The following is a 26,972-nucleotide window of genomic DNA, read 5'->3' on the forward strand; positions in this document are numbered from 1 at the left end:
TTCTATCTCGACAAGAACGAGAAGAATCCACTTATTATCGCTACATTAAAGAAGTCAATAAACAATGCACCTACTATAGGCATTACAAAGAATGCTATATGTGAATGTTTATATTTATCACAAACACTTTGCATATTTGCAATACCATTAGGTGTAGCTCCAAGTCCAAAACCTACATGGCCTGCAGATAATACTGCTGCATCATAATTACTGCCCATAACTCTAAATGTTACAAAGTAAATAAATATCCATGCTAAAAGTGCTTGTGCAAGTAATAATACTGCTAGTTGACCCGCTACACTACTTAATTCCCATAATCTTAAACTAATCATTGCCATTCCAAGGAATAAATTCAACGAAACATCTTCTAAAATATGTACTTCTTCGTAGTGTAAATCAAATTTAGTTGTATTATCAGATATATTTCTTAAAATAGCCGCAACAATCATCGGTCCTATGTAGTTGGGGAAATTTAAAAATTGGTTTAAAAATGTTGAAACATAACTACCAATAAACATTGATAATAAGATTAAAAAGAATGCTTTAGCAAAATTCTCTCCATCAAGTTTTCTTACATCATTATTAAAAAGAAATTCATCATTTCTCACTTTTTCATTATCAACTTTCTCTGCTACAACCTCTAGTTTCTTACCTTTAATAAGTCTATTGGCCAATGGTCCACCTAGACTAGATCCTGCAATAAGTCCAAAAGTAGCTGCCGCGATAGCAACACTCTTTGCTCCAGTGTGGCCTAATTCTTCTACTATGGGTGCCATTGCTGCCGCAGTACCATGTCCTCCTGTCATTGCAGTTGAACCAGTTAATAGAGCAATCAATGGATCTACACCTGTTAAATACCCAACCCCTACAGCCACAACATTTTGTAGTACTACTAACGTTACAGCCATAATAAGGAACATAACAACTTTTCTTCCACCAACTTTTAATAATCTCCAACTTGCATTGAAACCAATACTTGTAAAGAATAGTGTCATAAAGAAGCTTTGTAAAGTATTATCGAATTCGAAGATAACTAAATTAGTTTCTCTTAAAATTAAATTAATTATAGCAAATAGGAAACCTCCAACAACAGGAGACGGAATACAATAAGTTTCAAAGAACTTAACCTTTTTCCTCAATAATCTTCCTAGAATTAATATAATAACAGCCAATCCGACCGTTTGAATCATATCCATTTTAATATTAAACATACTATCATCCTTTCTTACTTTATGTTGTATTTTTAAACAGAATAATACTGTTTAGTATTAACTATTAATTACTATTATATTTTCAAATTACATAATTTAATATTACATTTAACTGATGTTTTTTTCAATATTATGTAAGATTTTATAACGTCATATAAGTAGTTTTAGTCTTAATAAATAAAGATGAACTAAAAAAGTTCATCTTTATTTATTAAAATATTGGTTTTAAAAATTCTGACCAAGTCTCATAATTTTCTTCAGCTTTTGCTTCGTCTCCTGACATCCACTTAATCACTAGCGTGTCATCCTCTTTTACTTCTACTAGATTCTTATCAACTTTACATTCATATACCACTCCAATATGAACTTGACCAACTTCTGTTTTATCATCATTTATTAGACCAATAAAATGTAAATTATTTAAAGCTTCTTCTTCAGAAACTCCGACTTCCTCATTTAATTCTCGTGCTGCATTGATTTTTAACATTTCAAAAATTGTTTTTCCTTCAACTTCATTCATATGTCCACCAATACCAACAGATGCTTTTCCGTGAAGTCTTGCTTCGCCACCACCTACCAGACGTTTGTATACTAATACCTCATTTGTATTCACATCTTTTAGTAGTACATATCCGATTAACTGCTTATAATCTGGATCTTCTTCCATATCCCCACGACGTTTTACTTCATATGATTCAAATGTATCAATAATTTTCTTAGTTTTTTCATCATTTTTTTCTATAAATCCATAGAAATGATTTTCTTCATTATTAAATAATTCTTTTCTATTAACTACTAATATTTGTTCATCCCACTTACTCATTGTTCTTCCTCACTTCTTTTATTTTGCTTGATAAGTTCCTTCTTTTAATTCTTTTGCTATTTTAGCTATCTTTCTAAATCTGTGATTTAAGCCCGATTTAGATAACTTACCATCTTCGATCATTTCCGCTATTTCTTTTAGCGGATATTCTGGATACTTAAGTCTTGCTTCGGCAACTACTCTAAGTTTCTCATCAATATTATCTAGACCTATTCTCTCTTCAATAATATTAATATCCTCCACTTGTTTTGCAGAAGCATTGACAGTTTTATTCATATTGGCCATGTCACAGTTTTGCATTCTGTTTACAGAATTATTAATATCCCTAACAATTCTTTCATCTTCAAATTGGAATAACGCTTGAAATGCTCCAACAAGATTAATAAACTCTGCTATCTTTTCAGACTCCTTAATATAAACTATGAAACCTTTTTTTCTTTCAAGGCTTCTAGCATTTAACTTATAACTATTTAAAAGTTCATTTAATTCCTTGTTATGTTCTTCATAAGAAGAGAATATTTCCATATGATAACTAGAAGTACGAGGGTTATTAATAGATCCTCCTGCTAAAAATGCTCCACGTAGATAAGCTCTTTTCTTCTCATCAGTATCAATTAATTCTTTTGCTATATCTATTCTCATTGTATAGTTATCATTTAATATATATAAATCAGTTAAAATTTCTTTGACATTTTGATCTAAACGACAAATATATACATTATTTTTCTTCAATTTCAATTTCTTTCTAACAGAAATATTTACATGAACATCATAGAAAAACTTTATTAAAGAAAACATTCTTCTTGCTATAGAAGCATTCTCTGTTTGAAAACTTAAACTTAACCTACCGTTTGATATATTTAATACACCATTCATCTTTATTAGGGCTGATAACTCTGATAAGAATTCTCTATCTTTTGTTATTTCTATTAAAGTTAATTCTTTCTTCATATCTGAAGCGTATGACATAAGTTCCCTCCTTATCCTAATTATTTTTTGTAACCTATATATTTTATCATGATACCCTCAATTTAACAACTCATTTGAGTTAAGAAATGAGTTAATATACAATGTACATTAACTCATTAATTCTAATATTTTATTTTTATTTTCTTCATTAACTTCAATACGCTCTCTTATGCCTTCTTTGTCAAAATAAAGAACCTCATCTGAAATCTGACATAAAAATTCATAATCATGTGTAATTATGAATATCACAACATCATTTTTGGCTATTTCTTCAATCAAGCGACTTAGTTCAATCATATTTACATAATCTAGACCGCTAGTTGGTTCATCAAAGATTAGTACTTTTTTATTTGATAAAAGCGCAGAAGCAATAGCAACTCTTTGCTTTTCTCCACCAGAAAGAGTATTCGGGTGTCTATCTAAAAATTTTCTAATGTTTAATCTATCTACAACTTCATCAAATAACGATAAATTATCGCTACCTAACTTAATTTCTTTTTCTACCTGATTAGTAAACAATTGATAGTTAACATCTTGCATTACTTGAAATGCATTTCTAATTAATCCTTTTTTATTTAAATCTTTTCCATTTAATATTACTTTATGCTTAGATTTATGAAGGCCGCATAGAGCATTAGCGAAAGTTGTTTTCCCACAACCATTATCACCAATAATAGTATAGATTTTTGAAGCTGCGAAACTTTCGCTTTGGAGTTCAACTTTCCTATCATGAACTTTATATTCAAGTCTTTCGATATTTAAAAAGTCTTCTTTAATATTTCTATTTTCTTTATTACCTAGCTCTACTTTAGATAAATCAATTTGTCTAGTATGACAAGCTCTACTATCAAAATCTGATAGTTGTTCTTTAGTAACTTCATGGAGCAATTTACCATCTTTAATAATATACATTCTATCGATTAAATCTTTTAGATAATATATTCTATGTTCAGCAACAACTATAGTTTTACCTTTATTCTTCAATGTTTCGATTATTGATGAAATAAGCTGTATCGACTTCAAATCTAGATTACTAGTTATCTCATCTAGAACATATACATCAGCATCTAACATCATACTTGCCATAAAAGCTAGTTTTTGTTTTTCTCCGCCACTTAGTTCTAAGACGTTTCTTTCCAACAGATATTCTGCAGAAAATTCTGATATCACTTCATCAATTCTACTCTGTATCTCTGATTTAGAATAACCATAATTTTCCATACTAAAGGCAAGTTCACTCGTAGAATCAAGATTGAAAAACTGATTTTTAGGATTTTGAAATACACTCCCTACTACTTTTGAAAAATCTTTTAATTTGTCTCCTATATTAAGGTGAGCTACTTTTAATTCACCACTATATCCACCATCAAAAAATTCTGGTGCTAATCCATTTAAAACTCGTAAAATGGAAGTTTTTCCACAACCACTAGCACCCGTAAAAAGAATACATTCACCCTTTTTTATATTAAGTGATAAATCTTCAATATTTAATTTTTGCGATTCAATATATTTATAATTAAAATTTTTAAATGTTATCAATTTATCACCTCATATACATAATAAAACAAAAAGCACTTGCTACGACAACCATAGTTAAATAATCAATTTTATTGAACTTTAATTCAATATAACTACTTGGTTTCTCTTCGTTATCTATTCCTCTACATAAACAAGACACCGATAGCTCATTTGCTATATTGGTACTTATTATTACATAAGGAACAAAAACATATTCAAAGAATTTAATTGGATGAAGTAAGTAGTAACCTCTACTTACTCCAATTCCTTTCATTCGTAATGAATTCTTTATTAATTTATAATCTGTAAGTAACACCGGGAAAAATCTATATAATACTGCTAGCACTATAATCATTTTCTTTGGTAACTTTATGCTTCTCAAAAAGCAGATCAGTTCTGAAACTTTTGAACTACTTACTAAAGCCATCCCTGCACATAATGGGAAATACAACGTCTTAAACATTAATGCAGTTAATAATAAGAAACTGTCAATAACCTGTAATGTAACTGTATGAGCAAAAAATACTTCATATGCAGTAAAGAAAAGATATATACCAAAAAATCTACTCATTCTCTTAAAATTAGAACTAATTCCTAAGTATATTGAAAAACATAGTGCTACTAAAAGGTGAACAGGTATTGTCATCATTTTAAACATTAATATGTTGGCAATCACTAAAATAAAGATTTTCGTTCTAATATCTAATTTATACATTCTATAGCCCTGCTTTATTAAAGTTTTTGAAATAAAGTTTTCTTCCTAAGTATGTACCAACTATTGAGAATATTACAGTGAACACAACAATAAAGATAAAAGTCTTCATATCAGTTGAACTCATCACTAAATTAATTTTTTCTTCTGAATAATTTCTATTTTGAAGATGTTTTACATATGAATCTTTCATAAAGAACATTGGTAGAATAAGACCAATATTTCCTAAATTAAAGAATAAATATGATAAATATTCATTTCCATATCTGAAAGCAATTTCTGCTAAAACTGCTGCAAAGATTAATACTATTCCACCCACTACCGAGTGTCCAGAAACTGTCATGAAAATACCAATTATAGCAATCATTATAAATATCGCCATATTTTTATTGATTTTATTGAAAATTAAACTATATACACTACCACAAACTAGCGCTGCAGTAATAGATGTATATGTGGCAAAATAAACTTTTCCACCAAAAATCAGTGATGTTAATAGTGTAGAAATTCCGATTCCTACAGCCATTACAAGAATTAATAATATTGTATATAAACCTAATGTAATTAAATCTTTAATCTGTAAATTTTTATTTTCTTCTTTATTAATATATTTTAATTCTGTCATCTATTACCCCTCTATAGTTTTTTAAGAGCATCTAGAGCAGCCGTATAATTCGGTTCTTCTCCGATTTCTTCTAATACTTCTTTATAGCGGATAACTCCGTTTTCATCAAGAACAAACACAGAACGTGTTAATAATCCTAATTCTTCAACTAAAAGACCATTGTTGTTCTCAAAATCACGATATTTATAGTCAGATACAGTAATTGCATTGTTTATTTCTTTATCAGCACAGAATCTACCTAAAGCAAACGGTAAATCTTTTGAAACTGTTATTACTACAGTATCTGCTAAATCACGAACTTCTTTATTAAAATTAATTGTTTGTAAAGCACAAACACCTGTATCTACAGAAGGAAAAGTATTAACAATAATTTTTTTACCTCTATAATCATCCAATTCAAATTCTGATAATGTTTTTGTTACTGCTCTAAAATTTGGAAATACATCTCCAATATTTAACTTATCATCAATTGTAACTGGAGTTCCTTTAAAGCTAATTGTTTTTTTCATAATTTTTACCTCTTTATTTTATAATTTTTAATGATAAAACTATCTACACCTAATGATAACATATTTCAATTAGAGTTGAAAGTTTTTTTAATAATTTACCGGTATTTTAAGCATATTTTATATAAATATACTATAATTTTATGATATAATAGGAATTAATAGTGTGTGAAAGGATTTTTTTTATGTCAAAAGAACAAAAAGAAAAAGTGGTAGAAAATAATACTACAGATTCAACTAAAGAAAAGAATAATACTACGTCTTTTTTTAGTCGATTAAAAAAACAAGTAAAAACTTTTAATTTAAAAAATAATGAATCTACGACTTCTACTAATAATCATCATCTTGATGAATCTGCTTTAGAAAAAGAACTTCGAGAAAAAGAAAAAGAAGTAAAATTAAAAGAAAAAGAATTAAAACAACGAGCTCTAGAATTAGAGACTGCCAAAAAGAAATTTGAAGAACAGCAACGTAAAATTGAAGAAGAACGCAAAAAAAATGAGCTTGCACGCGCTGAGAGAGAACGTCTTGAAAAAGAACGTATTGCCCGTGAAAAAGAACTAGAACGTCAACGTATCGAAAGAGAAAAAGCTGAAAAACGTGAAAAAGAACGTATTGAAAAAGAACGTATTGCCCGTGAAAAAGAACTAGAACGTCAACGTATCGAAAAAGAAAAAGCTGAAAAACGTGAAAAAGAACGTCTTGAAAAAGAACGTATCGCTCGTGAAAAAGAATTAGAACGTCAACGTATCGAAAAGGAAAAAGCAGAACAACGCGAAAAGGAACGTCTTGAAAAAGAACGTATCGCTCGTGAAAAAGAACTAGAACGTCAACGTATTGAAAAAGAAAAAGCAGAACAACGTGAAAAAGAACGTCTTGAAAAAGAACGTATCGCTCGTGAAAAAGAATTAGAACGTCAACGTATCGAAAAAGAACAAGCGGAAAAAAGAAAACGAGAATTTAGAAGAAAAGAAAAAGAATTCAAAATCTCAGAAGATAAAAAGAAAGTTGAATTATTACAAAAAGAAAATGAAATGAGGGAACACGAAAATACTCTCCTTTCATTACAAACTACACTAATCTCTTTAGAGGATAAAATTGAAGAAAAAAAATTAACTATCTCTACTCTTAAAAACAGGAATGCAGATAAAGAAAAAATTACCCTTGAAGAAAAAAGATTAAATAGTCTTGTAACTCAAAAACAAATTACTCAAAAAGATATTGCATCTGAGAAAAAAATTATTGAAAAGATTCAAAAAAATCTTGAGATGGAATATAAATTAGACGGTATAAAAAAAGAAATACACAATATAAAAAAAGAAGTAGTTAACGAAGAAGAGACTGCTTTTAAAGTTAAATACATAGATAATAAAATAAAAAACATCTTCTTAGTATCCCTACTTTATCTTAAAGCATATATCTCGAAAAAAATCTTTAGAAGAAAAGTTGAAAATTATGATGGAATAAAAAGAGTAGCTAAAAATATAAAAGTCAGAATAGCTACATCACTTATTCTAGCAATAATTCTTTCTCTTTGTTTCCTTGTTACACTAAAATTTATTTCTTCTGCTAAAGAACACTATATAAGTTTTGGAGAAACAAACACTACTGCTGTAGACACTACAGAAGAAATGAAGAAACAAAAAGAAGCTGAAGAAAAAGCTAAAATTCTAGAAGCTCAAGAGAAAGCAGCAGCAGCTCGTATAGACTCTGATGCACAAGATGAAGAGATAACAGCAAAACTTGCTGGTACATTTACATCTTATTCATTCGATGTAGATCGCCAAGTTACTGTAAACAAAAAAATTCATGCGTTTAAATCCGCAAGCTGGTCAGATCAAGGAGAAGTTATTGAACCTGGTACTAAACTAACTGTAAATAAAATTGTATCTCCTGCTGGATATTTAATGTATCAGATTTCATCAGGAAACTTACAAGGTCAGTTTATCACTGCAAACGAAAAATTTGTTTCAGTTGATTCTAAAAATGATCAACTTGAAAACTTTATTTCTCGACCAGTAGCAATCAAATTCTTAGCTACACAGAATGTATATTCTGACGAAACAGCAAGTAAAGTTCGAGTTACTTTTGGTAACGGTGCTCAACTTAATATTAACGGTATTGGAATTAATAACAACAGATTAATTTATCATGTATCTGATGGATCATTCGTACCTGTTAATCCAGTTCGTGTAATTGAGGTTAATAGAGAAACACCTAAGACTAAAAACATAGATAGTAATGATAATAAAAACGCCTCTAACTCTCAAAGCAACCAAAGAACGACAAGATAATTAATTTAATCCACCTGAGGAAATCCCCAGGTGGATTATTTTGTACATTTAAATTGTTTCAAATACCTAAATAAAGAGAATGTAGTTTTCACTACATTCTCTTTACATATTATCTAATTTCTGCTCCATTAGGAATTTCAGCATTGATTTCTACTACACGTAAAATACCATCTTTTTCCGCTGATAGAATCATCCCTTCACTTAATTCACCACATAATTTAACTGGTTTTAAGTTAGCTACTACAGCTACTTTTTTACCAACTAATTCTGCTGGATCATAGTATTTAGCGATACCAGAAACTATTTGTCTTTGGTGATTTCCTAAATCAAGTTTGAATTTTAATAATTTTGAACTTTTCTTAACTTTTTCACATTCTAATACTTCTGCTACTCTTAAAGAAGTTTCAAAGAATTTATCAATTGTAATTTCTTCTGCAAGTTCAACATAAGTATCTTCATTTTCTTCTTTAGATTCTGTCTCTAAATTTTCAAGCGCCTTTGGTGACATTTGTTCTTTAATGTACTCCACTTCAACTTCTTTATCAAATCTTGGGAAAATTGGAGTTGGTTTTTCTACAACTTTTACAGTTCCATCGAATACACCAAATGTTTTAGCAGATTCAAACACTAATAAGTCTTCTCTAATTCCTAATTGTTTAGCAATTTCTTCTGGTGCTTTTGTTAAAGCTGGTGCTATTAAAATCGTAGCTATACGAAGACTTTCAGCTAAGTAGTTCATTACTTTATCTAGTTCAGGTTGATTTGCTTCATCTTTTGCTAAAATCCATGGTGTAGTTTGGTCGATATATTTGTTAGTTCTAGAAATAAATTTCCACACTGATTCTAACGCTTTAGAAAACTGCATATTTTCCATGTATTCTTCATATTCAGCAATAACTTCTTTTGATAAAGCTATTAATTCTTTATCAAATTCAGTAGTTGGTTTAACAAATTTTGGAATTACTCCACCACAGTATTTATTAATCATAGAAATAGTTCTATTTAATAGGTTTCCTAAGTCATTTGATAAATCTGAGTTAATTCTATCGATAAAACTTTCTGGTGTGAAAATACCATCTTGTCCGAATGGAACTTCACGTAGTAAGTAATAACGTGCAGAATCTAATCCGTAACGCTCTATTAACATATAAGGATCTACTACGTTACCTTTAGATTTACTCATTTTACCATCTTTCATTAATAACCAACCGTGAGCGAAGATTTTCTTAGGTAGTGGTAAATCTAATGCCATAAGAAGGATTGGCCAATAAATAACGTGGAAACGTACAATTTCTTTACCTACCACTTGCACATCAGCTGGCCAGTATTTGTTAAATAGTTCTTCACTTTCTCCAGTTGCATACCCTAGCGCTGTAATGTAGTTAACTAATGCATCAATCCAAACATATACAACGTGTTTTGGATTAGATTTTACTTTTACTCCCCAGTCAAAAGTTGTACGAGTAACAGCTAAATCCTCTAATCCTGGCTTAATGAAGTTATTAAGCATTTCATTTTTTCTGCTTTCAGGTAAAATGAATTCTGGATGCTCATCATAGTACTTAACTAATCTGTCAGCATATTTACTCATTTTGAAGAAGTAACATTCTTCACTAACTAATTTAACTTCATTCCCACTTGGAGCAATTCCCCCAATCATATTTCCATTTTCATCTCTGAAAACTTCTTGAAGTTGAGTTTCTGTGAAATATTCTTCATCACTAATAGAATACCAACCTTTGTATTCTCCAAGGTAAATATCACCTTTTTCAACTAATCTATCAAAAATTTCAGCAACAGCTTTTTCATGATAATCATCTGTTGTTCTGATGAATTTACTATAGTTAATATCCATAGTTTTCCATAATTTTTTAATATCCTTAATCATTTCATCAACATAAGCTTGTTCAGAAATACCTTTTTCATGAGCTTTTTGTTGAATTTTTTGACCATGTTCATCTGTACCTGTTAAAAAGTATGTATCATATCCACTTAATTTTTTATATCTTGTTAAAGCGTCACACGCTACTGTTGTATACGCATGCCCTATGTGTAAGTTACCACTTGGGTAATAAATAGGAGTTGTAACATAAAATGTTTTTTTAGTCATCTTACAACCATCCTCTCTTTCATTTCAATTTTTTAGTTAATATACATTACTATTGTACCATATATTTAGGGCTATTGCATAATTTTTTATCATTTTTTTAAAATTTAAAAGTTCTTCTATAAAAAAAGATACAACTCTTTTATAATTCAAAATCTATCTTTGAATTATAAAAGAGTTGTATCTTATCTTTAATCTTATCTCTTAAAATATTAAATTATATCTTTATAGAAAATTATACTTTTTTTGTTATTTTCTAATAGGGGCTGACACAAAAGTCCTAAACTTAAACAAAGTGTATATGAGAACTCATAGCCTCAGCAGTAGACACAATCCAATCAGTTTCGTCTTATGACTCACTTCTTGGTGTGTCCTTGCATACGTTATACGTAAGAATTTTAACGTGCCTTTGGCACTAAAAATTCTAACGTACAATGCAAGTGGTTTATTGATATCTAAAATCGCTTTATAAAAGCTTTTTAGATATCTAATAAACTGTGCGGGGGTGACTCTAAAAAAATCGATTTCTACGAAATCACGATTTTTGAGTCACTCCCACTATTTTTTTGCTAATTTTGCAATTTCCACAATAGTGTCAGCAGCTTTTTCCATATGTTCTAAACAACTGAACTCATATTGTCCATGGAAGTTTTCTCCACCAACGAAAATGTTAGGTGTTGGAATACCCATATATGAAATTTTAGAACCGTCTGTTCCACCACGAATAGGAATAATAATAGGAGTTACACCTACATTTTTAATAGCTTGCTCCGCTACATCAACACAGCGTTTATCTTTTTTAATTACATCTCCCATATTGTAGTATTGATCAAACAGATCATATTCCACCACATTACCATATTTTTCATTAATTTTCGCTGCCACTTCTTCAGCAAATTTCTTACGTGCTTCAAATTTTTCTCTATCATGGTCTCGAATTATATAAACCATCTCAGCTTCTTCAATTCTAGCTTGCATATTGTGCAATAAATAGAATCCTTCATATCCTTCTGTATGTTCAGGAACTTCTTTTTCTGGGAATAAAGAAGCTAACTCTGCAGCAATCGTATTAGCATTTTTCATTTTACCTTTTGCAGTACCAGGATGAACACTTATTCCAGTAATTTTGTATGTGATTTGTGCAGCATTAAAGCTTTCATATTCAAGTTCACCAAGAACTCCACCATCCATAGTGAACGCATAATCTGTTGCAAATCCTTTAGCATCGAAGTGATCTGCTCCTCGCCCTATTTCTTCGTCAGGGCCAAATGCAACACGAATATCACCATGTTCAATTTCAGGGTGTTCACTTAAATACTTAACAGCTTCTACTATTTCAGTAATTCCAGCTTTATCATCAGCTCCTAATAAAGTCGTCCCATCCGTAGTAATTAAAGTTAGACCTTTATAATTACTTAAATTAGGAAACTCAGCTTTACTCATCACAACATTTAATTCTTTATTTAAAACGATGTCTTCACCATCATAGTTTTCGATGACTTGTGGATTAATACCCTCAACATTGAAATCTGCAGTATCTACATGAGAAATAAACCCTATTTTGTCGTATGGTTTATCTGTATTAGCCGGTAATGTTGCAGTTAAAAACCAGTTTTCCTCATTTAATTCTATGTCACTAAGATTCAATTCTTCTAATTGTCCTTTTAACATACGTAAAAAATCTTTTTGCTCTGGAGTAGACGGAATTGTCGTACTAGCGGCATCTGATCTAGACTTAAATTTTACATATCCTAAAAAACGTTCTAACATAGTTTCATATTTCATTCTTCTTCACCTCATTTATATTTTCTTTTATTATAATACAATTTTCATCAAAATGTAAAGGTTGTAAAAATTATATTTTAAAAAACAACATTCTCAAATAACTTTGTTTAAAATGATAAATGATGCTTAATATATTTATCTATTTGTGATACAATTACATATGTATTCTAATTTCATATTAGATATTAGTAAAATAAATTTTAAGGAGAACTTTTTCATGCAAGAAGTTATGAATTATAAAGATACTAGAATTGAGAATTTCCACACTATTTATCCAAACCATATGAACAGACATGACACATTATTCGGTGGACAAACCCTATATTGGCTTGATGATGTACAAGGTTTAGTAATTCGCAGATATACTCATTTACCATTTTTTACAGCAAGTATTGATACTTATCAGTTTTTAGATGTAGTTCATAGACACGAAGCACTAATAATCGATAGCTATATCTCAAGAGTTGGTACTAGAAGTGTTGAAATTTTTGCTGAGTTAAGTGCATTTAACCATGAAACTAGACACACTCGTTTAGTTGGTATTTGTTTCTCAACATTCGCAATAAACAGAGATACAGTTCTTGAAAAACCTTTACCAAAAGTTGAATACACAGATGAAATTTCAAAATTTGTGAGCTCTTCATACGCAGATAGACAAAGTGGAAAACTTTCAGCTCGTGAATTTTGTAAAGAATATCTAAAATATTATAATAAATAACAAAAAGGAAGTGAGAAATCTCACTTCCTTTTTTCGAATTTATTAATCTATTGAATAAAGTAATTCTAATACTTTTTCTTCAAACTTAACTAATTTTTCTTCTGCAACTTTTCTATCCGCATCTTTAACATAGATATAAAGTTTTACTTTTGGTTCTGTTCCACTTGGACGTAAAGTGTACCAAGATTCATCTGAATAGCTGAATTTTACAGCATCAGTTTTTTCGATTTCAATAGCTTTTTCTTCACCTGTAGCTACTGTTTTCTCTTTTTGAACTAAGTAGTCAGTAATCGCTACTACTTCACTTCCTGCGATTTCACGAGCAAAGATTTCACGATATTTCTCCATCATACGTTTAATTCTTTGAGCACCTGCTGCTCCTTCTAGTACGATAGAGATAGTTTTATCTAAGTAGTAACCATATTTTTCATAGAAACCATCAAGTACATCTACTAATGTTTTACCTTGAGTTTTGTAGAATGCTGCAGCTTCTACTAATAACATAGCGATTGTTACACCATCTTTATCACGTAGGAAAGTACCAACGTTATATCCGATACTTTCTTCATATCCCATTACATAGTTTTTCTCACCTGTAATATCCCATTCATTTGGTAAAGCACAGATGTTTTTGAATCCAGTAAGAACGTCAATTACTTCTACTCCGTATTCTTTACAAAGTGGCTCAACCATCTTAGATGTTACGATAGATTTAACTAATACTGGGTTTTCTGGTAGTTTATTTTGTTTAGCAAGATTTTCAATAACATATTGAACTAATACTGCACCAGCTTGGTTACCGTTAAGAGAAACTACTTCACCATTGTGAATTACTTCTACAGCAAGACGGTCACAGTCAGGGTCAGTTGCGATAATTACATCAGCATTAACTTCTTTGGCTAATCTTTCACCGTATTCGAATGCTGCAGTATCTTCTGGGTTTGGATATTCAATTGTTGGGAAAGTTCCATCAGGATCTTTTTGTTCTTCAACAACGTGAACATTTTTGAATCCACGACGTGCAAGAACTGTTGTTACAGCTTTATATCCAGCACCGTTAAGTGGTGTATATACTACAGAAATATCTTTATCAATGTTTTCATCATTAATAGCACAGTTTAAAGATTCTTTATAGAATTCTTCATCGATTTCTTCACCAATATATACTAATAATCCTTTTTCTTTTGCTTCTTCTTCTGTTAATGTAACATAGTTATCGAAAATATCCATTGAGTTAATATATTCTAAAACTTTATCACTGATATCAGATTTAATTTGAGATCCTTCTTGCCAGTATACTTTATATCCGTTATACTCTTTAGGATTGTGACTTGCTGTAATGTTAATTCCACTAGCTGTTCCTAAATAACGAACTGCAAATGATAATTCTGGAGTTGGACGTAAGTCTTCAAATAAGTACGCTTTAACTCCATTACTAGCCATTACTAAAGCTGCTAATTTTGCAAATTCTTTTGAGAAAAGACGTGGATCGTGAGCAATAGCAATACCTTTTTCTTGTAATCCATTGTCGATAATAGTTTGTGCTAATGCTTTTGTAGCACGAGCAATAATGAATCTATTCATTCTATTAGAACCCATTCCTACTTTACCACGTAATCCTGCAGTTCCGAATTCTAATTCTTTATAAAATCTATCTTCTTTTTCAACTTCATCATCAGCTACACTTTTTAATTGAAGTTTTTCTTCCTCAGTTAAAGCTGAGCTATTTAACCATTTTTCATATAATTCTTGATAGTTACTCATATAATATTACCTCTAAAATTTAATTTTATGCTAGACCTAAAGCAATTTCCATCATCTTAGTAAATGCTGTTTGTCTTTCTTCTGGAGTAGTTTCTTCTCCAGTTACTAATGAATCACTTACTGTTAAAATTGTTAAAGCATTAACACCTGCAGCAGTTGCGTTAGCATATAATGCTGCACTTTCCATTTCAACAGCTAATACTCCCATTTTAATCCAGTTTTCCATAGCTTTTTCATCAGCATTATAGAAAATTTCACTACATAAAATATTACCAACATGTACTGCTTGTCCCATTTCTTGAGCTTTGTTATAAGCTTTTAATAATAAATCAAATGAAGCTGTTAAGCTGTAATTTCCTGGAATATTGTATTGGTGCATGTAGTTTGAGTTTGTAGAAGATCCCATTCCTAAAATTACATCATATAATTTTACTTCTGGTTGTAATGCTCCACATGTTCCAATTCTAATTAAGTTCTTAACCCCAAAAGTGTGGATTAATTCGTAAGAATAAATACCGATACTAGCTGGTCCCATACCTGTTCCCATTACAGAAATCTTTTTACCTTTATATGTTCCAGTATATCCTAGCATACCACGCACTTCATTAAAACAAACTGCATCTTCTAAAAATGTTTCTGCAATAAATTTCGCTCTTAAAGGATCCCCTGGTAAAAGAATCGTTTCCGCGATTTCTACTCCGTTTGGTTTAATATGTGGTGTTTGTTTATGTGACATCAGTTAGTCCCCCTGTAAATATATTAATAACTTTATTATACCTTTTTTTCTCACCTTAAACAAGAGATATTAAAAAAATAATTGTCTATATTTTCCGTTGAATATTCTGAAAACAACAACTTCTTTTTGATATTATTACCACTCTCACCTTTAAATCTCTAATATTACTATATTTAATCCATCTCTATCTTATATAAATAAATTTGTTATTTTTATAAAATAATCAATACTTTATTTTATCGTTTTCATAACTTTTTATAATATTTCTTTATCTTAGCAACCATATTTTATTGAAAAATAATTATATAAAAATTGAATATCAATAGTATTTTAAGCTATTTTGTTATATAATTAATGTTATAAAAAAAATAAATTAGAAAGAGGTTTTTTTATGTTACAATTAGCTGTCTTTTTACCAGTAATTGCGATGTTTTTTGTTCCTTTTTTAAGGAAAAACTTCAAAACAATCCATACTGGAAAATTTGTTATAGTTGTACCATTAATACTGTTTGGATATTTTATTTCAAATCTTAAGTATATCTATTCAGGTGGAACAATCTATAAGAAATTAGCATTTGTTTCTAATGTAGGACTCGATATCAACCTAAATCTCGATGGTTTATCACTCCTATTCTCATTACTAATTACGGGAATCGGTACTTTAGTAATACTATATTCGTGTTACTATATGAGTATAACAGATGAAAAACTACATAAATTTTATATATTTCTACTAATATTCATGTCGGCCATGTTAGGTGTTGTTTTATCTGACAACATGCTTAGTATGTATATGTTTTGGGAAATGACATCTGTTTCTTCTTTCCTACTAATTAGTTACTGGCACGAAAATGATACTTCTAGAAAAGGAGCACTAAAATCACTTATTATTACTGTCTTTGGTGGAGTACTAATGCTAGCAGGAATTTTCGTGTTAAATAATATCACTGGAAGTTTTAATGTTAGTGAAATTATAGAATTCACTAAAAACCATGGATACAACAATAAATATGTAATAGCGATGATTCTTATTATATTCGGTGCATTTACAAAATCAGCGCAGTTTCCATTCCATATTTGGTTACCTGATGCAATGGCTGCACCTACACCGATCAGTAGCTATTTACATTCTGCCACAATGGTTAAAGCAGGGATTTATCTACTACTGAGAATTGGGATTGTCTTCTCATTTACCGCTTCATTCGGTAATATCTTAATTATTTTCGGAACTATCACTATGCTAATAGGATCTATTTCTGCAATTTTCCTAAAAGATTTAAAAGGAATTCTTGCATATTCAACTATTAGTCAACTTGGTATGATGACTCTTATGATAGGTATAGCAAACCTAGGTCTATACAATGATAACCACTACGTTTATACATTTGCATTCTATGCAGTATGTTTCCATATTATTAACCATGCAGCATTTAAAGCAAGTTTATTTATGATTACTGGTATTATTGATCATTCATTCCATACACGTGATATCGAAAAACTTCGTGGCATTAGAAGATATATGCCACTTAGCTTTATACTAAGTATCATTGCTGGATTCTCTATGGCAGGTATCCCACCTTTAAGTGGATTCTACTCAAAAGAATACTTCTTAACAGTTGTTTATGGATTGACACAATCAAGCATGTTATATATGGTTATCGTAATAGCTGTAGTTATTGGAGCTTTAGGAACTGCTATTTATTCATTAATATTAGCCTTCAAACCATTCCTAGGTAAGTTCGATAACTCTATAGTGGGGACTAAGAAATTACATCTTCCAAGTAATGGTATCTTTATATCTCCAATAATACTTGTAGGCTTTGTAATTATTAATACATTCATAAAAGATTACGTAGTTATTCCAGCACAACAAGCTGCCCTTGCTATAAAAATAACTAATAACGAAGTAATATCTCATGCTCACCATGATAGTTTCTTCTCAAGTGAACTTCTTACTTCTATTGTTGTTATTATTGCAAGTTTTGCAATCTACAAATTATACGCTAGTGGAAATGGAATTTATAGTATAAATCCTACTATTATTTCTATTCACGGCGCATACAATAACTTAGGTAATTTACTACATAAAGTAAGTGGTACTCTTCATGACACATTTGTTACAAACCAACTTAGAAGAAATATGAGTTATATTTTTGTAGTGTTATCAGTAACTATTATTGGTGGTTACTTTGCAATTGGTAGACCTATGTTAATTAATAACTTCTCTACAATTCACTACATGAATATTTTTATAGGACTATGTATTGTCGTATGCTGTGTCGCTCTAACTACAGTTTATAATAGACTAGTACTTATTATCCTTTCTTCTGGAATTGGATTTATGATGACTGCGCTATATGTTACATTTAGAGCTCCAGACTTAGCAATGACACAATTTGTAATCGAATCAATTTCTACTATTATTTTCTTAATAGCATTTATTCTATTAACTGATAAAACAAAACAAGTAGAAAAACATAGTTTTAAACTTACTAATGCAATAATTGCTACACTTACTGGTATTAGTTTCATAATCGTGGGGTTAGTATCATACGCTTATAAAAATCCATCAGAAATTAGTCAATTTTATTTCGATAATGTTGTCGCATCTGGTGGTGGAAACATAGTAAATGTTATTATCGTAGACTTCAGGGGATTTGATACCCTGTTTGAAATCACAGTTATGACAATGGTAGCATTAATTATTTATGCTATGTTCAAAATTATTAAACGAGGAGGACCTAAAGATGAAAACTAATGACGTAATTTTAAAATCATTATCTGCAATTATTTCAGGATGTATATTTTTACTTTCTCTTAGTTTGTACTTTGGTGGTCACTTCCTTCCTGGTGGTGGTTTCGTCGGAGGACTCCTTTGTACAATGGCATTAGCTCTAGCAATGTTTACATATGGAATCGATAAAGTTACTAAACTTCTACCTATTAACTATGTTTATGTAACTGCTATTGGATTACTTTTCTCTATAGGAACTGCATTTAGTGGTGTCGTGGTTGGAAAAAATTTCTTTAAACACCATTTTACACATATTCATGTTCCGTTAATGGGAGAGATGGAATTACACACAGCCGCAATATTCGACTTAGGTGTATACTTTGTAGTTGTTGGAGTTCTTATGTCAGTTATTTTAGCTTTTGGAAAGGATGGTAAATAATGGAATTTTATATGATTATCTTATGTGGTATTCTTGTTGGATTTGGTGTTTACCTTATGCTTTCTAAGAGTATGATGCGTATTATTATTGGGGTTGGTCTTTTCGGTCATGCTGCTAACCTAATTATTCTTATCGCAGGTGGTTTATATGATGGAGATATTCCTATTATTTCAGAATTAGGTAAGAATTATATAGACCCTATTCCAGCAGCACTTATTCTTACTGCCATAGTTATCGGATTCGCGGTAACTTGTCTATTAATTTCAATCTATATCGCTAACTACAAACTAAAAGGCAGCGATAATGTAATTGATCTTGAAGATGTAGAAAATATGAAGGAGGAAAGAAATAATGCATAGTAATTTACCTGTTATACCAATATTTATCCCCCTTCTATTCGCAGCAGTAACGGTATTATTTAGAAAAAGAATAGCAATGCAACGTTTATTAACAACATTCGCTACATTACTAGTCTTAGCATTTTCTATATTAAATATCTATATGGTAAATAAACACCAAATACTAATTTTAGAAATGGGGAACTGGGCTAGTCCATTTGGTATTACTTTAACATTAGATGGACTTAATAGTGTTTTAGTTACAACATCTTCAGTTGTATTTCTTGCAACATTAATATATTCATTTAAAACAATTGATAAAGTTCGAGAACTTAGTTTCTTCTATCCAGGATTTTTATTAATTATGGTTGGAATAAACGGAGCTTTCACTACAGGTGATATATTTAACCTTTTCGTTTTCTATGAAATCTTACTTATGTCATCTTACTTACTACTGTTAGTAGGTATTAATAAAGAACAACTTAAATCTTCTATTAGTTATGTACTGATGAATGTGTTTGCTGGTAGCTTATTTGTTATTAGTATTGGATATCTATATACGATTGTTGGTAGCTTAAATATGGCATACATATCACAAACGATCTCATCAATGTCTGATCGTCGTGGATTATACCTTGTTGGAGCTGTAATGATATTTGTATTCTGTATGAAAGGTGCTCTATTCCCACTATTCACATGGATGAATAGATCATATGCCGCACCACCAATTGCAATCTCAATAATCTTTGGAGCATTGCTAACAAAAGTTGGTCTTTACTCAATAATTAGAACGTATGGATTATTCTATTACGAATCAAACTTCATCAAGTCTTATATATTAATACTTGGAGCAATCTCAATCATAGCTGGTTGTATCGGAGCTATATATCAAAAAGATTTAAAACAAATAGTAATTTTTAATATCGTAATTTCTCTTGGAGTTATGGTATGTGGAACTGCAACACTAAATACTTTCGGTGTCAAAGGAGCATTATTCTATGCAGTAAACGACATATTACTAAAAGCTGCATTATTCATAGTTGTTGGATTAATAATTTACGTTAGTGGAGTCAAATATCTCCAAAAATGTGGATTAATCAATAAATATCCTCTTCTTGGTTGGACATATTTTATTATAGTTCTATCATTAGCAGGTGTTCCACCTTTCAGTGGATTTTATGGTAAAGCACTAATAATTAAAGGGTTAGTTACAAATAATAATACATTTATTGCTATATTAGTAGCATTATCTGGATTAGTTGTATTTTACTCTTTAATTAGAATATTCTTAAATGTATTCTACGATAATATCAATAAGAGCCTAATTTTAAAACCTCTTCCAAAAGGTGTTCAAATTCCTCTTGTCGCTATCGTAGCAATAGCATTTATTATCGGAGTAAGTACTAATCTATTAGATGGTTTCTTCGATAAAGGGATACAAATGGTACTTAATCCACAGCACTATATTGACTTAGTACTTAAGAAAGGAGCATAATTATGGCACTACAATTTTTAATTAATATATTAGTTGGTGTAATATGGATGTTCTTTTCAGGAAGTTATAATTCTGAATATTTTGCAGTAGGTTTTTTCTGGGGAATGGTTCTTCTATTCATCTTCAGAAAAACATTCATTAAAAATATTTTAGGAGAACAACTATACTACATTTATGTATACAAATGGATAAAATTAATCTTAATGTTTTTAATAGAATTACTAAAAGCAGATGTAAATGTACTAAAATTAATGTTCAAAAAAGATCTTGATGTAAATCCTGTCATTTTTGAATATCCTTTAGAAGTGACAAAAAGTTGGCAAATTACATTACTTGCCAATATGATAACTCTAACACCTGGTACACTTACAGTTAACGTTGGACATGATAACAAAACACTTCATATTCACTGTCTAGATACTGACGATATTCCTGGTGAAATTGAAGGTATAAAAAATAGTTTTGAAAAAGCAATACTGGAGGTTGATTTAGATGGATAAAGTTTTAGATTATTCGATTTTACTAGGTATTTTCGCTAGTATTGCCATGATATTATTCTTATTAGTTTATATCGTTAAGAAACCAAGCATATTCGATAAATTAATCGCAAGTGACCTTCTTGCTATGCCACTAATGTGCTTAATAGTTTTAGTTAGTATGTACTACAAAACTTTCTCTTATATTTCACTTATACTTATCATAGCTATTATATGTTTAGTGGGTACGGTTGTTACTGCTAGATTCCTAGCTAAAAAGGAGGTCTTTAGTGATGATACTAAATAGTATTTTAGACATTATTATTATACTTCTAATTTTAGTTTCAGTGATTGCAATGCTATCAACGGTAATTGGTTTCATTAGATTACCTGATGAAATGACAAAAATACATGCCGCTGGAGTTACAGGATCTTTCGCTGTTGAGTTAATTCTTATAGCTGGATTTATCTATTTTTATAGATACTTACATGTTTTTGAATTCAAATTCTTATTAGCAATAGCATTCTTATTTCTAGCAGCACCTGTTTCTGCTCATATGATTTCTATAAGCGCTATTATATATAATAAAAAAGTATATTCTAAAAATAATAAAGATGAAGCTAAAAAAGTACTAGACGATATTGAAAAATTAAATAAATAAACTAGTCAGAGGAATGATTAACAAAAATCATTCCTCTTTTATCATAATAAAACTAATACATCATTTAATCTTTTCTATTAAAGATAAAATATATATTGAATTAACCGATATAATGCTTTCATATCCTTCTAATATCTCCTAAACCTTGACTTATTTCATTTTATATAGTAATATTCATATAGATTATAAAACAAGGAGTCATTTTTTTATGAGAAAATATTTTGGAACTGACGGTATTCGTGGTATCGCAGGAGAATCACTAACAGCCGATTTGAGTTTTAAAGTAGGTAAAGCTCTTGGTAAATTACTAACTGAAAAAAAAGAACATCCAAAAGTAGTAATTGGTAGAGATACTAGAATTTCATGTGACATGATTGAACAAGCATTAACAGCAGGACTTACAAGTACAGGTGTCAATGTAATGACAGTTGGTACTATCCCTACTCCAGCAATTGCTTATTTAACTAAAACAATCGAAACTGATAGCGGAATTATGATTTCTGCTTCACACAATCCTTATCAAGATAATGGAATTAAAATTTTTGGTCCCGACGGTTTCAAACTAACAGACGAGCAAGAATTAGAAATCGAATCATTAATTGATAATTCAGAGCAAATTAAAAACGCAAGTTTTGAAAAAATCGGAAAATTATATGGTGGTAGCGAATTAAGTCAAAAATACGTTCAACATATTAAACAATCAATTTCTGGAGATTTATCTGATATAAAGATTGCTTTAGATTGTGCAAATGGTGCTACTACTGGCGTTGCACCTTATATCTTCGGTGATTTAGAAGCTGATATCGAAACTATTGGTTGTCAACCAAACGGTATTAATATCAACGATAATGTTGGATCTACTAAAATCGATACAATTTCTACATTCGTAAGAGAAAATAACGTTGATGTAGGATTTGCCTTTGATGGAGATGGTGACAGAGTTTTAGCAGTTGATGCTAACGGTAATATTGTAGATGGTGATAAAATCATGTTCATTCTTGCAAAACATCTTAAAGAACAAGGTGAACTAAAAGATAACATGGTAGTTTCTACTGTAATGAGTAACATAGGGTTCTACAAAGCAATTGAAGAAAATGGATTACAATCTGTTAAAACTGCAGTTGGAGATAGATACGTTGTAGAAGAAATGAGAAAAAATGATTATTCACTGGGTGGAGAGCAGTCAGGACATATAGTTCTAATGAACTATGCTACTACTGGAGATGGTATTCTAACAGCTGTTAAACTTGCTAATATTATAAAATCTACAGGAAAATCTCTTGAAGAATTAGCATCAGAAGTTAGTATCTATCCACAAAAATTAGTAAATATCAAAGTAATAGATAAAAAAGCTGCTATGGAAGATTCTGAAATTCTAGCTGAATGTGAAAAAGTTGAAAAAGAACTTGAAGGCAATGGTCGTATCTTATTACGTGCATCTGGAACAGAAAACCTAATTCGAGTAATGGTAGAAGCAAGTAGCGATGAGCTAACTGATAAATATTGTGAACAAGTAGCTAAAATTGTTCGTGAAAAATTTGAAGTAAAATAAAAAATTTAAAGAAGTTAGAATTCAAAAACTAACTTCTTTTTATTTTCTGTATTCTCAAGGTATACAATTGTATAAATAACCTCATCATAAAGACAAATTTATAGCCTAAAAATGATGTTTTTAAAGCAAACTTATTTTATAAACATTTTTTTATATTTATGTTTACTTTTTCTATAATTGTATACTTAATATTACATTAATTTTTTTTTAATGAGTAATTAGTGTAGTCAAAATGTATACATCTACACAAGATATTTACATCTTTACAGTAAACCAAATTCTAGTTATTTTTACTGTAATAATAGTATCGATTGTAGTTAAACTACAAATTCATTAGTATATTATTATCAAAATTTTAATCTTTTTATATAAATCGAGTTTTATTAATATTTTACCAAAAAATTTTTTCAATATTTCAAAAAAAATTTTATTTTCCTCTTGTTTTTTGTATATACTTCTGTTATACTTATAAGTGAAGTAATTAATATATTACTTCATATGTTCTTTTATTATAAGTCTCCCTAGCTTATAATAAAGACTTTTCATATTTACTCCCTTATTTCTACCTTACAATATTTTTTGTAAGGTAGGTTTTTTTATTTTTCTTTAAAAGTTCATTTTTTTTATCGTTTTTTAGCTTTAGTCATGTTTTTTTTCTGATTACAACAAAATTCACTTGACTTATTTTCTTTCCTAAGGTAAACTTTAATGTATACAGAAAAAATATGAAGAGAAGGGACAAGTATGATAAAGATAGAAAATTTAACTGTTACCTATAACCAAACTCCTGCCCTTTCTAATATTAATTTAGAAATTACAGGACCTGGTATTACAGGTATCATAGGGCCTAACGGTGCTGGTAAATCTACCTTAATAAAAGCCGTTCTACATATAATACCTTCAATAGGTATTTCAAAAATTGATGACAAGATTGCAAAAGAAAATCTTGACAATGTCGCTTATGTTGAACAAAAAATCAATATAGATTATAACTTTCCAATAAAAGTTAGAGAATGCGTTTCTCTTGGTTTATATTCTAAGATTGGAATACTAAAAAAATTAAAAAAATCTGATTGGCAAAAAGTTGACGACGCTTTGAAGTTAGTTGGTCTAGAGAAATTCTCTAATAGACAAATTAGTGAACTATCTGGTGGACAGTTCCAACGTGTGTTGATAGCTCGTTGTCTTGTTCAAGAAGCAAAATATATCTTTCTAGACGAACCATTTGTTGGTATCGATTCAGTTAGTGAAGAAATAATAATGAATACATTAAGAAATCTTCGAGAAAATGGTCATACAATATTAATTGTTCATCACGACTTAAGAAAAGTTCATTCTTATTTCGATAATGTATTATTACTAAATAAAGAAGTTATCTCATATGGTGAAACTGAAAAAACTTTCACTAGAGAAAATTTAACAAAAGCATACGGTACCGACTTATTCTTTATGGGAGGTGGTACTAATGATTAAAGAATTTATCGACGGATTATATAGTTTTCATTTTTTACAAAATGCTTTAATCACCGCTATTGTTATTGGAATCGTAGCTGGAGCCGTTGGGTGTTTTATCGTTCTTAGAGGAATGTCATTAATGGGAGATGCAATCTCTCATGCAGTTCTTCCTGGTGTAGCACTATCTTTTATATTAGGTATAGATTTCTTTATTGGTGCAATCGTATTTGGTCTATTAGCATCAATAATCATAACATTTATTAAAGGGAATTCTATAATAAAAAGTGACACAGCTATAGGAATAACATTTAGTTCATTCTTAGCTCTAGGAGTTATCTTAATTAGTGTAGCGAAAAGTTCTACTGACCTTTTCCATATCTTGTTTGGTAATATTCTAGCAGTACAAGATATAGATATGTATATTACTATAGGGGTTGGAGTTTTTGTTCTTTTAGTTATTAAACTATTTTTCAAGGAATTACTCTTGACTTCATTTGATGAATTATTAGCAAAAGCAATGGGTATGAAAGTTAACTTCTATCATTACTTACTAATGATACTATTAACTCTAGTCTCTGTTACTGCAATGCAAAGTGTTGGTACAATTTTAATTGTAGCAATGTTAATTACGCCAGCAGCAACTGCATATCTTTATGCAAATAGCTTAAAAACTATGATATTTTTATCATCTACTATCGGGGCAAGTTGTTCTGTATTAGGATTGTTTATAGGTTATTCATTCAATATTGCTGCAGGATCTAGTATAGTTTTAACACTAGCCGTGGTTTTCGCAATAAGTTTCTTTATTGCTCCAAAACAACGCTTTGTTAAACATAAAAAATAAATAACTTAGATAATAATACTCAAGAATAAAGTAGAATATCATATATTAAATATAATAATCCCTTTAAATAAACTTATTAATATATAAAATACTTCCAGATCAAGTTTATTTAGAGGTGTTATTATGAAAGCTCTAATTGATAATGATTATTATTAGTTATGTAAATCTATTTTATTTTTGAATAAAATTATAAAATTAATAAAGGAGGCCTATAATATGAAAAAATTAGGTTTTAAAAAATTAAGTTTTCTAGCGCTTATTTTCACACTAGCTGTTGGACTATTTGCTTGTTCTAGCGCTAAGCAAGGTTCTAGTTCCAACGAAGCTACTAAATTAAAAGTAGTAGCAACTAACTCAATCATCGCAGATATTACAAAAAATATCGCTGGTGATAAAATTGATTTACACAGTATCGTACCAGTTGGACAAGATCCACACGAATACGAACCACTTCCTGATGATGTTAAAAAAACATCTCAAGCTAATCTTATTTTCTACAACGGTATTAACTTAGAAACTGGTGGTAACGCTTGGTTTACAAAATTAGTACAAAATGCTAAAAAAGAAGAAAATAAAGATTACTACGCTGTTAGTGAAGGTGTTGATGTAATTTATCTTGAAGGTCAAAATGAAAAAGGTAAAGAAGATCCACATGCTTGGTTAAATCTTGAAAATGGTATGATTTATGCTAAAAACATTGCAAAACAATTAGAAGCTAAAGATCCAAAAAATAAAGATTTCTATGAAGCTAACCTTAAAACTTATTTAGAAAAACTTTCTAAATTAGACAAAGAAGCTAAAGAAAAATTCAACAACATTCCTAAAGAGAAAAAAACTATAGTAACTAGTGAAGGATGCTTCAAATACTTCTCTAAAGCATACAATGTACCGTCTGCTTACATTTGGGAAATCAATACTGAAGAAGAAGGAACTCCAGATCAAATTAAAACTCTAGTTGAAAAACTACGTAAAACTAAAGTACCTTCTCTATTCGTAGAAAGTAGTGTAGATGAACGTCCAATGCAAACTGTATCAAAAGATACTAACATTCCAATTTACGAAAAAATCTTCACTGATTCAATCGCTGAACCTGGACAAAACGGAGATAGCTACTACAGTATGATGAAATGGAATTTAGATAAAATTTCTGAAGGATTAGCTAAATAATATTAAAAAATCTCATGCATATACAACTATGTATGAGATTTT

At 29.8% G+C, this 26,972-nt stretch carries 24 protein-coding genes; 13 read left to right on the forward strand and 11 right to left on the reverse strand.

Annotation, left to right across the window (positions count from 1 at the left end; translation table 11 throughout):
• Positions 1-2: 2 nt before the first annotated feature.
• The 7 genes from gltS to tpx form a co-directional block, all read right to left on the reverse strand.
• Entirely contained in the window at positions 3-1,211 is a 1,209-nt protein-coding gene (gene gltS / locus O3801_RS02295) for a sodium/glutamate symporter (RefSeq protein ID WP_371453946.1), read from the reverse strand.
• Between the two features lie 211 nt (positions 1,212-1,422).
• Positions 1,423-2,034: an NUDIX domain-containing protein gene (locus tag O3801_RS02300; protein WP_294683371.1), complete on the reverse strand. Its 612-nt coding sequence runs from the start codon at positions 2,032-2,034 to the stop codon at positions 1,423-1,425.
• An 18-nt stretch (positions 2,035-2,052) separates the two neighbouring features.
• Entirely contained in the window at positions 2,053-3,003 is a 951-nt protein-coding gene (whiA, locus tag O3801_RS02305) for a DNA-binding protein WhiA (protein WP_060914380.1), read from the reverse strand.
• Positions 3,004-3,111: 108 nt separating this feature from the next.
• Positions 3,112-4,542, reverse strand: a complete 1,431-nt coding sequence (locus O3801_RS02310; protein WP_294683370.1) for an ABC transporter ATP-binding protein — start codon at positions 4,540-4,542, stop codon at positions 3,112-3,114.
• Between the two features lie 4 nt (positions 4,543-4,546).
• Entirely contained in the window at positions 4,547-5,092 is a 546-nt protein-coding gene (locus O3801_RS02315; RefSeq protein WP_371453947.1) for an energy-coupling factor transporter transmembrane component T, read from the reverse strand.
• A 145-nt stretch (positions 5,093-5,237) separates the two neighbouring features.
• Positions 5,238-5,858, reverse strand: coding sequence for an MptD family putative ECF transporter S component (locus O3801_RS02320; protein WP_294683368.1), 621 nt, complete (start codon positions 5,856-5,858; stop codon positions 5,238-5,240).
• 11 nt (positions 5,859-5,869) lie between these two features.
• The gene (tpx, locus tag O3801_RS02325; RefSeq protein ID WP_371453948.1) at positions 5,870-6,367 is read right to left on the reverse strand and encodes a thiol peroxidase; all 498 of its coding nucleotides are present in this window, start codon (positions 6,365-6,367) and stop codon (positions 5,870-5,872) included.
• 182 nt (positions 6,368-6,549) lie between these two features.
• Here tpx and O3801_RS02330 point away from each other — a divergent pair, with 182 nt between their 5' ends.
• A complete protein-coding gene (locus tag O3801_RS02330) occupies positions 6,550-8,658 on the forward strand; it encodes a DUF5776 domain-containing protein (protein WP_371453949.1) in 2,109 nt (702 codons plus the stop codon).
• Between the two features lie 109 nt (positions 8,659-8,767).
• On the opposite strand, the gene metG is transcribed toward O3801_RS02330, so the two are convergent.
• On the reverse strand, positions 8,768-10,768 hold the full coding sequence (gene metG, locus O3801_RS02335; RefSeq protein ID WP_371453950.1) for a methionine--tRNA ligase: 2,001 nt from the start codon (positions 10,766-10,768) through the stop codon (positions 8,768-8,770).
• Positions 10,769-11,323: 555 nt separating this feature from the next.
• Positions 11,324-12,550, reverse strand: coding sequence for a peptidase T (gene pepT / locus O3801_RS02340; RefSeq protein WP_371453951.1), 1,227 nt, complete (start codon positions 12,548-12,550; stop codon positions 11,324-11,326).
• A 217-nt stretch (positions 12,551-12,767) separates the two neighbouring features.
• Here pepT and O3801_RS02345 point away from each other — a divergent pair, with 217 nt between their 5' ends.
• Positions 12,768-13,268, forward strand: a complete 501-nt coding sequence (locus O3801_RS02345) for an acyl-CoA thioesterase (protein ID WP_371453952.1) — start codon at positions 12,768-12,770, stop codon at positions 13,266-13,268.
• A 42-nt stretch (positions 13,269-13,310) separates the two neighbouring features.
• On the opposite strand, the gene O3801_RS02350 is transcribed toward O3801_RS02345, so the two are convergent.
• Both O3801_RS02350 and deoD read right to left on the reverse strand, forming a co-directional pair.
• Positions 13,311-15,032 (reverse strand): phospho-sugar mutase, encoded by a 1,722-nt coding sequence (locus tag O3801_RS02350; protein ID WP_294683495.1) that lies wholly within the window; start codon positions 15,030-15,032, stop codon positions 13,311-13,313.
• 25 nt (positions 15,033-15,057) lie between these two features.
• On the reverse strand, positions 15,058-15,768 hold the full coding sequence (gene deoD / locus O3801_RS02355; protein WP_294683496.1) for a purine-nucleoside phosphorylase: 711 nt from the start codon (positions 15,766-15,768) through the stop codon (positions 15,058-15,060).
• A gap of 391 nt (positions 15,769-16,159) precedes the next feature.
• Here deoD and mbhE point away from each other — a divergent pair, with 391 nt between their 5' ends.
• The 11 genes from mbhE (at position 16,160) to O3801_RS02410 (ending at position 26,930) form a co-directional block, all read left to right on the forward strand.
• Positions 16,160-18,526, forward strand: coding sequence for a hydrogen gas-evolving membrane-bound hydrogenase subunit E (gene mbhE, locus O3801_RS02360; RefSeq protein WP_371453953.1), 2,367 nt, complete (start codon positions 16,160-16,162; stop codon positions 18,524-18,526).
• Positions 18,516-18,941, forward strand: coding sequence for an MnhB domain-containing protein (locus O3801_RS02365; protein ID WP_371453954.1), 426 nt, complete (start codon positions 18,516-18,518; stop codon positions 18,939-18,941). The genes mbhE and O3801_RS02365 overlap by 11 nt, the downstream gene beginning before the upstream one ends.
• Positions 18,941-19,300, forward strand: coding sequence for a Na(+)/H(+) antiporter subunit C (locus O3801_RS02370; protein ID WP_003147003.1), 360 nt, complete (start codon positions 18,941-18,943; stop codon positions 19,298-19,300). The genes O3801_RS02365 and O3801_RS02370 overlap by 1 nt, the downstream gene beginning before the upstream one ends.
• Entirely contained in the window at positions 19,293-20,774 is a 1,482-nt protein-coding gene (locus tag O3801_RS02375; protein WP_371453955.1) for a proton-conducting transporter transmembrane domain-containing protein, read from the forward strand. Before O3801_RS02370 ends, O3801_RS02375 begins: the two co-directional genes overlap by 8 nt.
• 2 nt (positions 20,775-20,776) lie before the next feature.
• The gene (locus O3801_RS02380; RefSeq protein ID WP_371453956.1) at positions 20,777-21,274 is read left to right on the forward strand and encodes a Na+/H+ antiporter subunit E; all 498 of its coding nucleotides are present in this window, start codon (positions 20,777-20,779) and stop codon (positions 21,272-21,274) included.
• Positions 21,267-21,557, forward strand: coding sequence for an MrpF/PhaF family protein (locus tag O3801_RS02385; RefSeq protein ID WP_371453957.1), 291 nt, complete (start codon positions 21,267-21,269; stop codon positions 21,555-21,557). Before O3801_RS02380 ends, O3801_RS02385 begins: the two co-directional genes overlap by 8 nt.
• Positions 21,544-21,912 (forward strand): cation:proton antiporter, encoded by a 369-nt coding sequence (locus tag O3801_RS02390; protein WP_371453958.1) that lies wholly within the window; start codon positions 21,544-21,546, stop codon positions 21,910-21,912. The genes O3801_RS02385 and O3801_RS02390 overlap by 14 nt, the downstream gene beginning before the upstream one ends.
• A 208-nt stretch (positions 21,913-22,120) precedes the next feature.
• Entirely contained in the window at positions 22,121-23,464 is a 1,344-nt protein-coding gene (gene glmM, locus O3801_RS02395) for a phosphoglucosamine mutase (RefSeq protein ID WP_371453959.1), read from the forward strand.
• Between the two features lie 744 nt (positions 23,465-24,208).
• Positions 24,209-24,937 (forward strand): metal ABC transporter ATP-binding protein, encoded by a 729-nt coding sequence (locus O3801_RS02400; RefSeq protein WP_371453960.1) that lies wholly within the window; start codon positions 24,209-24,211, stop codon positions 24,935-24,937.
• A complete protein-coding gene (locus O3801_RS02405; protein WP_371453961.1) occupies positions 24,930-25,763 on the forward strand; it encodes a metal ABC transporter permease subunit in 834 nt (277 codons plus the stop codon). Before O3801_RS02400 ends, O3801_RS02405 begins: the two co-directional genes overlap by 8 nt.
• Before the next feature lie 216 nt (positions 25,764-25,979).
• Positions 25,980-26,930 carry a metal ABC transporter substrate-binding protein gene (locus O3801_RS02410; RefSeq protein WP_294683504.1) on the forward strand — a complete coding sequence of 317 codons (951 nt, stop codon included), beginning with the start codon at positions 25,980-25,982 and terminating at the stop codon, positions 26,928-26,930.
• The last annotated feature ends 42 nt before the right edge of the window (positions 26,931-26,972 follow it).

Source organism: Gemella sp. 27098_8_149 (assembly GCF_041433745.1).
Taxonomy (GTDB): domain Bacteria; phylum Bacillota; class Bacilli; order Staphylococcales; family Gemellaceae; genus Gemella.